The sequence below is a fragment of the Microbispora amethystogenes genome, from assembly GCF_016863015.1.
Classification (GTDB): domain Bacteria; phylum Actinomycetota; class Actinomycetes; order Streptosporangiales; family Streptosporangiaceae; genus Microbispora; species Microbispora amethystogenes.
The window spans coordinates 76,370-90,865 of the sequence record NZ_BOOB01000017.1; the positions used below are offsets into that span (position 1 = coordinate 76,370).

Genomic DNA, 14,496 nt, shown 5'->3' on the forward strand with positions numbered 1-14,496 from the left:
AAAAGATCTATGAAATGCCCGCTCGGATTGGATGGTACTCCCGGGCCTGCGGAGTTTCCATACGGCCCACTCCTTTTGCTACGCCCGGCTCTTCTTTCATCACATTTCCAGATACGCGAATGACCCTTCTCGTGTCGGACATTTCCGGCCACGGGTGCGGTGGGCCGGGCGGGACCGCCGCCCGGCCCACCGACACGGTCAGGACAGGACGGTGAACGGACGGCAGTTGCCCGGCCAGGCGGGGACGCCGCCGGTGCCCGGAGCCGGGAAGACCGTGCACCGGGTCTGCGCCACGTCGCCGGCGGTGGCCACGGTCACGTACAGGTCGTCGCCGGTGCCCGCGAGCTCGGCGTCCACCGAGACGGCCAGCACACCGGCGGGGTAGCCCGCGACGTGGGACAGGTCGTACCAGGTGTTCGTGCGGGGATCCCGCACCAGCGTCCTGCCGTCACCGGGCACGCGGCCGAGGAACGTCAGGAGCGACCCGGGATTGCCGACGAACGAGCTCGAGTCGACGCTCGTCGTCGGACCGGCGGGCCCGGGCGGTCCCTGCGGGCCCGCCTTCCCCTCCGGCCCTGGCGGTCCCTGCGGTCCGGCAGGCCCCGCGGGCCCGGGCGGTCCTTCCGGGCCTGTTTTTCCCTCCGGTCCCGCGGGTCCTTCCGGTCCGGCCGGGCCCTCGGCTCCTTCCGGTCCCGCGGGCCCCCGGGGGCCTTCCGGCCCGGGCGTCCCTTGCGGTCCCCGCTCGCCGGTCTCCCCCGTGGGTCCGGCCGGGCCCGCGGTTCCCCCCTCGCCGGACGAGCCGGACGGGACGAACGGACCGGCGGGGCCGCCCGCTCCGGACAGCCAGGGCGGCGCGCTCATGAAAGGCCAGGCGGCGCCTCCCGAGTCGCGGGACCCGCTGTCGTCGTCCCACAGGGGCACGACTCCCGCGAGACCGACCGGCCGGACCGGCGCGGAGGCCCCCGCCCCGCCCGGAGGCGCGGGCCGCGGGGCGGCCGCGGGGCGGTCTCCTCCGGCCGCGTCGTCCCAGGGCCACGGCGGCGCGGCGGTCTCGGTGCCGGTCCCTCCCCGCGCGCCCCGGCCCGCACCGTTCGTCGCGTGTGCGCCGCGCGGCGCGCACGGCCGCTTCCTCGCCTTCTTCACGCCGCGGTCCGCCGGACCGTGCGGGCGCCCGGGGGCGCAAGCGGTGTCCGCCTCCGGCCCTCGGGAGCCGTGGCTCGCGTACGCGGTCCCACCCGCCGCGACGCGCGCGACGCGCGCGACGTTCTGGGCGGCCAGAGCGGCCGAGGCGGCCGGCGCCATACCTCCGCCGGCGACCATGCCGGCGACCATCGTGGCGACCGCCCCGGCTCCCACAGCGGCTCCCACAGCGGCTCCCACGGTGGCTCCCACGGTGGCTCCCACGACGGCGGCGGCACGTCGTAGTGCGCCCGCCCCGACGGGCGACCGCGACATCGCCCCACTTTCCCGAGGATTCACGCGAACCCGTCCTTCCAGCGAGAAAATCCAGCTTCTGACGCCCGCTCCCGGGCCGGCGCGAAATCCCGGCGAATTCTTTTCCCGGGCGAACCGCGGCATGGGCGTTCCGATGGCCGCGCGGCCGGGGTGTGCCGATTTCACGCGCATCCCCTGTCCGGCTTTTTGACGGCGATTTACCCGGCCCCACGCCGGCGGCACCCGCCGGGCGCGCGAAATGCGAAACGGTGTCCGCCCTGCCGGGAACTCGCCGCTTCCGCGCGTGCCGCCGGGCGATATTCGGTCCCCGCTAGCCTTCGCTGGCCGTCCTCACCTTAAGGCGTTCCGCCGCGCGAACCAGAGGTTGTACATGCCAGGCGAATGGAAAACAATCGGCGCTGCCCGGAAAACAGGATTTCCCGGCGCCGCGCGTATCTTCGGCACCATGCTGACGGCCGCGGCCGTTCTGCTCGCCACCGCCTGGGCTCCGGTGCCCGCCGAAGACCTGGGCCGAGGTGACGTGAGGATCGTAAGCACGAGCCCCTCCGGCTCGCCGCAGGGCACGCCCGCCCCCGACGCCAAGGTTTCCCCCGGTGCTTCCACAGGCGCCTCCGCAGGTGCCTCCGCGGACGGTCACGCCCCGGCGACCCTCACCCCACCCGGCATGCCCGGCACGCCCGGCGGCCCCGCCGGACCCGCGGCGCCCGAGCCGCCCGGGACGGTGCAGTCCGCCGACGCGGCCGAGGCGAACCCCACGACGGACCCGCGGGCCTCACGCCTCGGCGGCCGGCGGCACCTCCGGAGGGGACAGCGCCGGGCGTCCCGTCAGACCTGCCCGCCGACGTCGATCATCTGCATCGAGAACAGCCTGCCGGGCAGCCCGCCCTCGGAATGGGACGTGCCCGGTGCGGGCAGCCCGGCGATCACCGGTTACGCCACCCAGATGAGCGTCAACGCGGGGCAGACCCAGCAGTTCAAGGTGAACGCCCCCTCGGTCACCTCCTACCGGATCGACATCTACCGGGTCGGCTACTACAGCGGCCTGGGCGCGCGGAAGATCGCGACCGTCAACCCCTCGGTGCCGCTGCCGCAGTCGCAGCCGGCCTGCCTCAACGACGCGACGACGGGACTGGTCGACTGCGGCAACTGGAGCCTCTCGGCCTCCTGGGCGGTGCCGGCCGACGCCGTCTCCGGCGTCTACCTCGCGAACTTCACCCGCACCGACGGCACCAGCGGCGTCAGCCAGAACATCTTCGTCGTCAGGAACGACGCGCGTAACTCCGACATCCTCGTGCAGACCTCCGACGCGACCTGGCAGGCGTACAACACGTACGGAGGCAACAGCCTGTACAAGGGCCTTCCGGTGGGCCGCGCCTTCAAGGTCAGCTACAACCGCCCGGTCATCACCCGCGCCGGATGGCCGGAGACCTACTTCTTCAACGCCGAATACCCGATGATCAGGTGGCTGGAGTCCAACAGCTACGACGTGAGCTACAGCAGCAGCGTCGACACGGTGACCAGCGGCGCGCAACTTCTCAACCACAAGGTGTTCTTCTCCTCCGGCCACGACGAGTACTGGTCGCAGGAGGCGCGCGACAACGTCGTCAACGCCAAGAACAAGGGCGTCAACATCGCCTTCTTCACCGGCAACGAGATGTTCTGGAAGACGAGGTGGGAGAGCAGCATCGACCCCTCGGCGACCCCGAACCGGACGATGGTCTGTTACAAGGAGACCGTCGCCAACATGAAGATCGACCCGAGTCCCACCTGGACCGGGACCTGGCGCGACCCGCGTTTCGCCCAGCCGCCCAACGGCGGCTATCCGGAGAACGCCATGACCGGGACGCTCTTCATGGTCAACGGCAATGTCAACAACGCGATCACCGTTCCGGCGGAGTACGCCCCGATGCGCCTGTGGCGCAACACCTCGGTCGCGAACCTGCAGCCCGGGCAGGTCGCCACCTTCCCCAACGGGACTCTTGGCTACGAGTGGGACGAGGCGCCGGACAACGCTTTCGCCCCGGCGGGGCTGGTCCTGTTCTCCAGGACCACCGTGGCCACCACCACCAAGTTCCTGCTCGACTTCGGCGCGACGTACGGCGCCGGGATCGCCACGCACAGCCTCGTCCTCTACCGCGATCCGAGCGGCGCGTACGTCTTCGGCGCGGGGACCATCCAGTGGTCGTGGGGTCTGGACGCGGTCCACGACCGGCCGGGCACGCCGACGGACATCCGGATGCAGCAGGCCACCGTCAACCTGCTCGCCGACATGCGCACGCAGCCGGCCACCCTGCAGCCGGGCCTGGTCCCGGCCACACCGTCGACCGACACCGCTCCCCCGACCTCGACGATCACCACCCCGTCGAGCGGCGCCTCGGTGCCCGGCGGCACCACCGTGACGATCGCCGGAACCGCCGCCGACACCGGGGGCGGCGTCGTGGCGGGGATCGAGGTGTCGGTCGACGGCGGCACCACGTGGCACCGGGCGACCGGCCGGACCGCCTGGCAGTACGCCTGGACGACGACGAGCGGCCAGGGCCCGGTCACGATCCTCTCGCGGGCCGTCGACGACATCGGCAACATCCAGCGGACCCCGGCCAGCAGATCGGTGACCGTCAACGCGGGCTGCCCGTGCTCCATCTGGTCGCCCGACACCGTGCCCGCCAACGTCACCAAGGACGACAACAAGGCCGTCGAGGTCGGCGTCCGGTTCCGCGTCCGGAGCCCCGGCTACATCTCCGGGATCAGGTTCTACAAGGGCCCGCTGAACACCGGCACGCACGTCGGCAGCCTGTGGACCAACACCGGGCAGTTGCTGGCGCAGGCGACCTTCACCAGCGAGACGTCGACGGGCTGGCAGCAGGTGAACTTCTCGACGCCCGTGCCGGTGAACAACGACGTCAGCTACGTCGCCTCCTACCACACCAACACCGGGTTCTACTCGGTCAACCGGGACTACTTCGTCACGCAGTACTCCAACGGCCTCATCACCGGGCTGGCGGACGGCGTGGACGGCGGCAACGGGCTCTACACCTACAGCAAGACGAGCACGTTCCCGACCAGCACCTACCGGGCCAGCAACGCCTGGGTCGACGTGGTCTACTCGCAGGCGACCACGCTGTGGGACGAGTCGGCGACACCGGACGTCGTCGCCCAGCCCGACACCAAGGCGGTCACGCTCGGCGTGAAGTTCCAGTCCTCCGTCTCGGGCGCCATCCGGGGGATCCGGTTCTACAAGAGCACCCAGAACACGGGGGTCCACGTCGGCAGCCTGTGGACCGTCGACGGTCAGCTGCTGGCGAACGTGACGTTCACCAACGAGACGCCGTCCGGGTGGCAGCAGGCGCTCTTCTCCACACCCGTGAACATCACGCCGGGCACCACGTACATCGCGTCGTACTTCACGCCGACCGGGTTCTACGCGCTGGACCGGTTCTACTTCACCACGCAGTACAGCCGCGGCCCGCTCACCGCTCTGGCCGACGCCGCGTCCGGCGGCAACGGCGTCTACACCTACGCCGGGACGAACACGTTCCCGACCGCCACCTACCGCGCCTCCAACTACTGGGTGGACGTGCTGTTCGACGCCGCCCAGGCGCAGGCCGCCGCCCGCCGGGCCCCGCGTCACGGAGCCGGCCGGCCGTACGGGAACCCGGTCCCGCATTCGGCGCCGCAGTCGCTTCCGGGGCGGCGGCGGCCCGCGATGCCGTACGCGCCGGCCCCGCTCGTCCGCGAGACCGGCCGGGCGCGGCGCGACGCCGCGCGGGCGCCGATGCTGGAGAGGTTCCCCTACCTGGCGCGGCCCCCGCAGTCCGCGGCGTTCCACCACCCAGGAGGCGGCGGGCACGCACGGCGGCCCGGCGGCGGGCGGCCGGGCTCCCCGTCGTGAGCGGTCAGCCGCGCGCGGTCTCGGGGCTGGATCGGGAGTGACGCGCCGGTTCACCGGCACGGGCCGCCTCGTACCAGTCCTCGATGACGGCGGCCGTGCGCGGCCAGCCGAGATCGGCGACCGCCCGCCGCCCGCGCTCGGCCATCCGGGCGCGGGCGGCGCCGGCGTCGAGCACCCACCTCAGATGCGCCAGCAGGTCATCGGCCGACCCGCTGCGGAACACCCGGTAGGCGTCCCGGTCCGCCACCACCGGGCCGAGGGTGGCGTCGGAGGACACGACGACCGCCGTACCCAGGGCGAGGGCCTCCAGGGCGGCCGTCGGGATCCCCTCACCGATGGACGCGAGCCTGCGGGAGGCGAGCACGAAGACCTCCGCCCGGCCGACCAGCGCGTGGACGTCGTCGGCCGGGAGCTGCCCGGCGAACTCGACGCCCGCTCCGGCGAGCCGTTCGAGCCGGGCGCGCTCGGGGCCCTCCCCCGCGATGACGAGGCGCGCCCCCGGGCGTACGGCCCGCAGCCGGTGGAAGGCCTCGATCGTCAGGGCGTGGTTCTTCACCGGCACGAGGCTGCCCACGCTGACGATCAGACCGGGTTCCACGACCGTCCGCGCCCTGATCGCGTCCAGGCGGGGCAGGTCGAGGCCGCTCGACATCGTGCGGATCGCGTCGGCCGGGACACCGGCCCTGCCCAGGTCGGCCGCCGGCCTGGCGCCGATGGCGACGAACCCGGCGACGTGGCGGAAAGCCCACGGCATCACCGCGCGCTGCCCCATCGCGAGCGCGCCGTGGACGGTGACCAGCAGCGGGACGCGCAGCCGCCGGACGGCGGGGCCGAGGAAGAGCGCCTCACGGTGGTCGCCGTGCAGGTTGACGACGTCCACCGGCCCCAGGCCGGGGAGCGCCGCCGCGCACTCCAGGGCGAACGCGACCGGGTCGGACCTGCGGGCGGCGAGGCGGCCGAGGTGGGTCGGCGCCGGCGTCACGGCCTCCACACCCGGAGGGACGTCGCCGCGCCGCCGGGCGACCAGCACCTCGTGCCCGCGCAGCACCTGCTCGCGCGCCAGCCGCGCGATGTAGCGCTCCTTGCCCCCGGGGTCCGGGGGCAGCCGATATCCGATGTGCAGGATCCTCACGTCGTCCTCCCCGAGATCGATCTCTCCGCTCCGCGCGAGGCGTGCCGGGCACCGCTTCCCCGCAGCACGGCGGCGGCCGCCCATCGGACGTCGCGGGCGCCGGGCAGCAGGTCACGAGCGCCCAGCCCGGCCACCCGGGCGAACCATCCGACCTCCACCACGGCCATGGCGCCGTAGCTCACGGTGGAGGCCAGCGCCGCCCCGGCCGGTCCCCACAACGGGATGGTCACGGCGTTCAACGCGACGTTCGAGGCGAGGGCGCCGGCGGCGACGGCGGTCATCGCCATCGGGCGGCCCACCCGCACCAGGTACTGCTCGACCGGCCGCAGCAGGGACCACGCGACGGTCCCCGGGGCGAGAGCGAGAAGCGGAAGCACACTGCCCGTGAAGGCCGCGCCGTACAGTCCCGGGATCAGCGGCGGCGCGGCGCACGCGAGCACGCCGACGGCGGCCGACGAGAGCATCAGGTTGAGCCGGACGGCACGCGCCGTGACCGCCCGGGCGTCGGACTCGTCCCGCACCGCCTGGCGGGACAGCACGATCTGCGCGAGCGCGTCGGTGGGCACCCTGGACAGCGAGAGGAACGACGTCGCCACCGTGTAGAGGCCGGCCTCGGCCGGCGCCGCCCACGCGTTCAGCAGCAGGACGTCCACGGTCAGCAGCAGATGGAACGCCACCGTCCCCAGGTGATACCGGCCCGACAGCGCCAGTTGCCTGCGGGCGAGGGCCGCCTCCCCGCGTACGGGCAGCCCGAGCGGGCGGGCGAACACCACGAACGGCAGGATCGTGGAGACGGCCCAGCAGGCGACCACCGAGGTGAGCGTGAGCCGGCCGGCCACCGCGAGCAGCAGGATCGGAACATACAGCGCCACGGCGGACAGCACGACCGCCCGGTTGGCCAGCCCGACCCGCGACTCCAGCAGCGCGATCCCCCTGAGGTTGACCGCCGCGACGCCGAACGGAACGGCGAGCAGCGCCACGACCATCAGGTGGGTGGCGGCGGTCAGGGCCAGGGCGCTCACCGCGCCCAGCGTCAGCAGGGCGGACGCGGCGCCGAGGACCAGCCCGAGAACGGCGGCGTTGCCGGCCAGGGACCGGTGACGCTCCAGGACCGGCCACAGCGCGATCTGCGACCTCCCGACGGACAGGTGGCCCGCCACGGTCGCGATCCCGGCCGTGGTGGTGATCGTCGCGTAGACCCCGCGCCCCTCCGGCTGCAGGCAGCGGGCGAGGAACACGCCCGCCACCGCCGCCAGGACCAGCGGAACCGCCTGGCTGGCCATGGTCTGCAGGAGGGTCCTGACGCCCGTCCTCATCGGGCCTACCTCCCCCGGCGAGCCGCGAGCAGCCGCCGGTACAGGCCGAGGTGCTCCTCGGTGACGGCCTCCATGTCGAGGTTCTTCCACGCCCACGCCCGCGCGGCCGCGCCCAGTGACGCGGCGAGCGCGGGGTCGTCGAGCAGCCGGGCGATGCCGTCGGCCAGCGCCTCCGGAGCCGCGGGCGGCACCAGGACGCCGCGGTCCTCAAGCAGCTCCGGGGTGCCGCCCACGGCCGTGGCGACGACCGGGCGGCCCGCCGCCATCGCCTCCATGACCGCGTTGCTCAGACCCTCCTCCAGCGACGGGAGCGCCACCACGTCGGCGCGGGCCAGCAGTCCCGCGTTGTCCTGCCGGAAGCCGAGGAACCGCACGTCGACCCCGGCCTCCTCGGCCTGCCGTTCCAGGCTTCCACGCTCGGGGCCGTCCCCGACGAGCACGAACGTGCAGGGCCGGCCCCGCCGGGCGAGCAGCGCCGCCGCCTCGACGAGGAACCGCTGCCCCTTGTTCCCGCTCAGCCGGGCCACGCACGCGACCACCGGCAGCGCGCCGCCGACCGGCTCGGGCCCGGCCCGGTCGAAGGCCGACGGCGCGAGCCCGTTGTAGACCACGCTCACCTTGCCGGCGGGCACGCCCTCGACCGCGCGCGTGCCCTGCGCGATGGCCACGGAGTTGGCGACGACGTGGTCGGTCATCAGGTTCACCAGGTGTTCGAACGCGGCCGTCCAGGGCGCCTTCGGCCTCAGGTACCCCTGCGTGCGGCGGGCGGTGACGACCACGGGGACCCGGGCCAGCCGGGCGGCGGGCGTGCCCAGCAGGTAGCTCTCATAGAGGAAGCCGTGCACGACCTCGGGCCGCAGGCGGCGCAGCGATCGCACCAGGCGGGCGAACGCCCGCAGGTTGCCTGCCGGTGACGTGACGCCCCGGGAGAAGCCGAGCCGGTGCACCGGGATCCCGGCCGCGCGCAGGTCGTCCTCGTGCGGGCCGCCCCTGGACAGGACGAACACGTGGACCTCGACGCCGCGGTCGCGGAGCCGTTCGGCGAGCAGGCACAGTTGCCGCTGCGCGCCCCCGAGGCCCAGGTGCCCGATGAGGAGCACGACGCGCCGCACCTTGCCCTCACCGCCCATGACCTCGCCCATGCCCTCGCCCATGCCCTCGCCTGTGCCGTCATCCGCTGTTGCCATTCGAGGGACCTCAGGTTCTGTGTACGAGTGAGTCGGAGGGGCCGGGAACGGCGGACCCGTCGCCCCGCGGCGTCCTGGTCCACGCGACCGCGGCCGGCAGGCTCGCGATCATCACGATCGGCATGCGCTGCCGGAAGATGAGGCCGATGTTCGACATGGTCGTGGCGTACGCGACGGAGCCGGGGACGACGAACAGCAGGATGATCAGGAGCATCCGCCGGTCCTGCCGCCAGAGCCGGCGCGCCCCGAGCACGGCGCAGCACAGCAGCCAGTACCACAGGAGCGTGTCCATCTTCCCGAGCTGGAGCGCGATGCTCCCGCTCATCCACGGGAAGGGGGACAGCAGCGTGTAGACGAGCTTCGGGCCCAGGGCGTTCCAGGCGTTGCCCTCGTCGTCGAAGGCGACGCCCGAGCCGCCCTCCGCGTTCGCGAGCCGGGTGTGCTCCGCCTGCCCCCGGTCGAGTTGTTCCTGCACCGTGCCGAACGGCCCGCCCGGGTCGGCGCCCCGCTCGGCGCCCCGGTCGACGCCCTGCAGGAGCAGGAGGACCGGGATCAGCAGCGCGGCGAAGACGACCAGGCCGCGACCGGACAGCGCGCGCCTGACCCGGGCGACGCCGACCAGCAGCGGCAGGGCGCACATGAACACCATGTACGGCCGCACGTTCCACAGCGCCCACAGCAGCGGCGCCAGGGCGATCACCTTGCGCGGGTCGAAGCGTTGCATGTTCGACGCGGCGAGACCCAGGCAGGCCACCACGAGGAACGCGTTGAAGCCGTCCTTGAAGGTGTCGGAGGTGTGCAGCAGGAAGCCGGGCAGGAACGCGGTGATGACCAGCAGCCGGAACGCCGCCCGGTCGTCGGCGCCGACGACCCGGGCGAACCGGTAGAGAACCACACACGCGGCGCAGGCGACCAGCGCCACCACCGCGGTGCAGGCGAGCGGGGCCGGTCCCCCGCACAGGTACATGACGAGCGCGAAGACGTGACACGGCACCGCCACCCCGTAGACGGAGCCCAGCTCCTCGGAGGTGACGTAGTGGACCCCGCTGTGCCGCCACAGTTCGACGATGCCGAGCGCCCTGGCCTCGTAGGAGAGGTTGTCACCGCCGTACCCGAAGCCGCCCGAACGCAGGACGAGGACGTGGACGGCCAGCCGTAGCCCGAAGGCGGCGAGCAACACGGGCAGCGCGCGCCGCGCCACCGGCGGGGCCAGGGTCGTGTGCACCATCACGACCAGCAGCACGGTGACGGCGATGACGACGATGTACTCCACCCGGAATCACCTGGAGTTCCCGGCGCACGCCTCGGCGTACAGCGCCTCGAACCACTCCGCGGCCCGCCCGATGTCCACCAGGCCGGCGCTCTCCTCCGCTCCCGCCCGGAGCCGGGCCAGCGTGCCGGGCCGCATCGCCCGCAGGATGCCCTCGGCGAGCGCGCCGGCGCTGCCGGGCGGGGTGAGGATGCCGTTACGCCCGTTCTCGACGAGATCGGGCACGCCTCCGACGGCGGTGGACACCACGGGCACCCCGGCCGCGAGCGCCTCCATCACGACGACCGGCAGCCCTTCGTACGAGGAGCTGAGGACGAGCAGGTCGGCGGCGGCGATCAGCCGTCCCGCGTCGGGCACGTGGCCGGCGATCCGGACGGCGGCGCCGAGCCCGAGCCCGGCGATGCGGCGGCTCGTCGGCTCCAGTTCCGGGCCGGACCCGGCGAGCAGGAACACGGCACGAGGATCGGCCGCCACGACCCTGGCGGCGGCGTCGACCAGCAGCGCGTGGTTCTTCTGCGGCCGGAAGTTCGCGACGTTCACGATGAGGAAGGCGTTGCCGGGGACACCCCACTCCCGCCGGGTGCCCGCGGCCAGCGTGACCCGGTGCCGCTGCTCGGCCACGCGCACCCCGTGGACGCAGGTGTCCGGGGCGCGCCCGCGCCTGCCGGTGCGCGCCCGGGCGACCTGGGGCGAGACCGCCACGGTGCGGTTGTCCAGCCACCCGGTGAGCCGGTCCAGCAGCATGGTGAGCGGGCGGTAACGCACGTTGTGCACCGTCGAGACCAGGACCGGCCGGGGCCGCCACAGCCGGGACACCGGCCGCAGCAGCGCCCCGGGCAGCGGCGAGTGCAGGTTGACGACGTCCGGCCGCAGCCGCCCGACCTCGCGGAGCAGGCGCGCGAGCCGCAGCGGCCGCGGGCAGGCGGTGAGGTCCACGACCTCGATCCCCGCCGACCGGAGCCGACCGGTCAGTTCACCGGTGGACGCGCTCAGGCACACCACCGTGTAGCGGCTGGCCGGGCGCGACGTGGCCAGCAGCCGTTCGACGAGGAGCACCTCGGCCCCGCCGACGTCGAGCGTCTTGATCACTTCACAGACATGGACACCGCGCATCGCGCTCAATCCCCTCGAAAGGCGTTCCATCGGGGTGCTAGCGGCGCTCGACGGCCCGCAGCCCGGAGCCCGTGACGCCGATGTACTTGCCCTCGTAGGCGAAGACGCGGAAGAGCGACTGCCGCTCCGCGTGCTCCCGGAACACCAGGTTGTCCTGGATGTCGTCCATGACCATGACATGCCTGCCGGTCAGATGGGGCCGCACGCGCCGGAGGAAGAACTCCCGCCCGGCTCTGGTCTTGTCCGAGTCGTAGTGGACCAGGTCGACCATCGTGTCCGGAGACAGGAATTCCTCGAGATTGCGACGGTCGCCCTTCGTCCTCAGAGACCACCGGCTTCTCAGGTCGTTCGGCACGACATATCCGATGTAGCGCTCCGGATTGGCGAGCCGGAAGAATGGGAAATCGCTGGACATCAACCGCCCGGTCCCGTTGGCCCGCATCGCGGCGAGCATCGCCGCCGTGGACCAGCCGGCCGCCACTCCCGTCTCCAGGGCGAGCGCGGGCCGGACGATCCTGGTCAGCAGATAGAGCAGTTCCACGCCGCCACCCCCGCCCAGGTCCACCCCCATGGCGGCGAGCGCCTCCATCCGCGGCCGGACGCGGTCCGCGAGGGCCCGGGCGAACTCCCCGCCCTCCCGCCACAGGACCGGGTCGACGGCGTTTCCCCACGCGTCCAGATTCTCCGCGTGCTCCGCCGCCCAGGCACGGGCGGCGTTCCGCTCCCGGTCGTGCCCATGGCTCAGCCGCGACCATATTTTCCGCGTCATCACGGGGAGATAAGCGGGACGGGCGGCATTCCTGGCGACGACGCGAATATTCATAGTCGAATGCTACGAGCGCCGTTGATTTGACATCGGGAGCGCAACCGGAATTTCTCGGAAAACGGAGCGGAGGAAAAATTCACCGAAGCCGGTAGACCGCGTAGCCGCCGGAGCGGTACACCGGTGTCGCGGCGGACGGCGCGTCCGGATCTCCCGCCCGCCGCTCGGACACCAGCCACCGCACGCCGTACCCGTCCCGCAACAGCCGGGCCGCCGGAGAGGCGGGATCGCGGACCGCGGCGTCGTTCTCCCGCAGCAGCCGCGGGTCCCGGAACGGGATGTCCTGCACCCGCACGCCGGGGCGCCAGCGCGCCATGTTCGCCGAGGTGTACGTCCAGCCCTCGACCAGCACACGCCGTTCGGCCAGCGCCGCCAGCCAGAAGTGCCGGCTGTCGCACGGGCTCTCATGGCCCCATCGGCAGTGGGCGTCGGTCGCGACCAGGTCGTCCGGGCTCGAATGGGCCCGCAGCCACCTCGCCGCCGCCACCGTCCCCTCAGGGACCGTCTCCTCCTGGACCGTCCCCTCCGAAACCGTCCCGCCGGGCACCCCGGCCTCGGCGGCGCCCGCGCCGCCCGGAAGGGCGTCGCCGGACGGAAGCGCCCTGGTGACCCACGCGGCGGGCAGGCCGAGAGCGCCGACCAGGAACACCGTCCAGGCCCACAGGCGCGCCCCCCGCCACCCCCTGAGCGCCAGGACGCCCACGACCAGGGCCACGGCCACGGCCAGCACGCCGTACGGCAGATAGAGGAGCGCCTCCGGCCGCCCTGGCTCCAGGGGGACCCGGACGCCGCACAGCCACCGCACCAGGACCTCGATCAGCACCCCGGCCGCGACCGCGACGCCCGCGGTGCGGTACGGCAGGCGCGCCCGGGCCCGGGCCGCGGACAGCCCGCGTGCCGCGACGACCATCAGGTAGGGATAGGACCCGGCCAGGAAGTAGATCTGGCTCATCTGGCAGTGCCCGAGCAGGAGCACCGCGCCGAGGCCTGACCCGCCCATGCCGAGCATGAGGAGCACGCCCGGCGGCGTCCGCGTCCCCGGCCGGCCCGCGAGCAGCCCGAGGACGCCGAACCAGATCAGCGCCCAGCACACCGCGTACAGGCCGGCGGCCCCGAGCAGCGAGGCGGTCCCCGGACGCGCGTCGCCCCGGCCGGTCAGCTGGCCCCAGGTGACGCGCACCAGCGAGAGAGGATCCACGACGATGCCGTTGCGCGCGCCGCCGAACAGCACGAACTGCGCGTAGAGCAGGCACACCCCGGTCATCGCCGCCACGGCGAGCAGCGCCGGGGAGACCCGGCGGCGCCTGACCGCCTCGACCGCGCCGGCCGTCGCCAGCCCGGCGGCGAGCAGCGGCAACTGGGTGGCCTTGGCGCCCATCACCCCGACGAGGAGGACGCCGAGCATGATCCACCGGCCCGCGCCGCCGCGGCCGTGCAGGAGGTCGGCCACGAGCAGGACGACGGGCGCGAACAGCAGCGCCCCGAACGTCTGGGACGGGCTCGTCCACGACTCCGCCTTCCAGGTGAACACTCCCGTGCCCGGCCCGAGGTACAGGTTGGGCGCCACGACGTAGAACGTGCCCGCGACGGCCGCCAGCGCGCCTGCCCGGGAGCCCGCGCCGCGCCTGGCGACCATCCCCAGCAGGACGACGAGCGCGGCCAGCACGGGCAGCATGCCGAGCCGGAACAGCAGCACCAGCGGCTCGACGCCGGTGATCCAGCTCGCCGCCGCGAGGTGCGCGTACACGAACCAGTGGTACAGCAGCGGCTCCCCCGCGACCATCGGGGTCGCGGGCGGCATGTGGTGCTTCAGCTCCCCCACGAGCGCCAGGTGGTACGGCAGGTCGACGTTGACCGAGGCCATCCCCGGCCAGGTCAGGGCGGTGTGCCGGAAGAAGGTCACCGCGCTCCAGGCGACCAGGCTCGCGACGGTCAGCGCCAGCGCCCACGACCACCACAACGGCGCCGGCGTACGGAGCGCCCTCGACCCGCGGCCGCGCAGCCGGGGGACCCCGGCGACGGCCGCGAACGTGGCGACCGGCCACGCCAGGACGAGCAGCGGCGCCCCGGCGGCCCGGGCGGCGGCGTAGACGACGACCTCCACGGCGTAGCCGAGCGCCACGCCCAGCGCGATCTCCTCGGCCATCGTGCGGCGGCCCCGGTAGAGGGCCCGCACCAGAAGCGTCCCCGGCAGCGCCACGCAGACGGCGAGGTACGCCGCGAAGAGGCCGAGATCCCTGGGCGACACGCCGTAGAACAGCGTCACGCCCGCCGTGAACACGGTCACCGACACCGCCGGCAGCCATCTCAG

The 14,496-nt window shown here is 73.4% G+C and carries 9 protein-coding genes; 1 reads left to right on the forward strand and 8 read right to left on the reverse strand.

Going from position 1 to position 14,496, the window contains the following annotated elements; all coding sequences use genetic code 11:
* Window positions 1–198: 198 nt before the first annotated feature.
* Window positions 199–1,368: a collagen-like protein gene (locus tag Mam01_RS12695; protein ID WP_204285554.1), complete on the reverse strand. Its 1,170-nt coding sequence runs from the start codon at window positions 1,366–1,368 to the stop codon at window positions 199–201.
* Window positions 1,369–1,900: 532 nt separating this feature from the next.
* On the opposite strand from Mam01_RS12695, the gene Mam01_RS12700 reads away from it, so the two are divergent.
* Entirely contained in the window at window positions 1,901–5,344 is a 3,444-nt protein-coding gene (locus Mam01_RS12700; RefSeq protein WP_239101257.1) for a DUF4082 domain-containing protein, read from the forward strand.
* 4 nt (window positions 5,345–5,348) lie between these two features.
* On the opposite strand, the gene Mam01_RS12705 is transcribed toward Mam01_RS12700, so the two are convergent.
* The 7 genes from Mam01_RS12705 to Mam01_RS12735 all read right to left on the reverse strand — a co-directional run bounded on the left by Mam01_RS12705 (window position 5,349) and on the right by Mam01_RS12735 (window position 14,472).
* Window positions 5,349–6,476: a glycosyltransferase family 4 protein gene (locus tag Mam01_RS12705; RefSeq protein WP_204285555.1), complete on the reverse strand. Its 1,128-nt coding sequence runs from the start codon at window positions 6,474–6,476 to the stop codon at window positions 5,349–5,351.
* The gene (locus tag Mam01_RS12710; RefSeq protein ID WP_204285556.1) at window positions 6,473–7,792 is read right to left on the reverse strand and encodes a lipopolysaccharide biosynthesis protein; all 1,320 of its coding nucleotides are present in this window, start codon (window positions 7,790–7,792) and stop codon (window positions 6,473–6,475) included. Before Mam01_RS12710 ends, Mam01_RS12705 begins: the two co-directional genes overlap by 4 nt.
* A gap of 5 nt (window positions 7,793–7,797) precedes the next feature.
* Entirely contained in the window at window positions 7,798–8,979 is a 1,182-nt protein-coding gene (locus tag Mam01_RS12715; RefSeq protein WP_204285557.1) for a glycosyltransferase, read from the reverse strand.
* 10 nt (window positions 8,980–8,989) lie between these two features.
* Entirely contained in the window at window positions 8,990–10,252 is a 1,263-nt protein-coding gene (locus Mam01_RS12720; protein WP_204285558.1) for a hypothetical protein, read from the reverse strand.
* A 6-nt stretch (window positions 10,253–10,258) separates the two neighbouring features.
* Window positions 10,259–11,362, reverse strand: coding sequence for a glycosyltransferase (locus tag Mam01_RS12725; protein WP_204285559.1), 1,104 nt, complete (start codon window positions 11,360–11,362; stop codon window positions 10,259–10,261).
* 37 nt (window positions 11,363–11,399) lie between these two features.
* Window positions 11,400–12,131 carry a class I SAM-dependent methyltransferase gene (locus Mam01_RS12730; protein ID WP_204285560.1) on the reverse strand — a complete coding sequence of 244 codons (732 nt, stop codon included), beginning with the start codon at window positions 12,129–12,131 and terminating at the stop codon, window positions 11,400–11,402.
* A 133-nt stretch (window positions 12,132–12,264) separates the two neighbouring features.
* A complete protein-coding gene (locus Mam01_RS12735) occupies window positions 12,265–14,472 on the reverse strand; it encodes a hypothetical protein (RefSeq protein ID WP_204285561.1) in 2,208 nt (735 codons plus the stop codon).
* Between the last annotated feature and the right edge of the window lie 24 nt (window positions 14,473–14,496).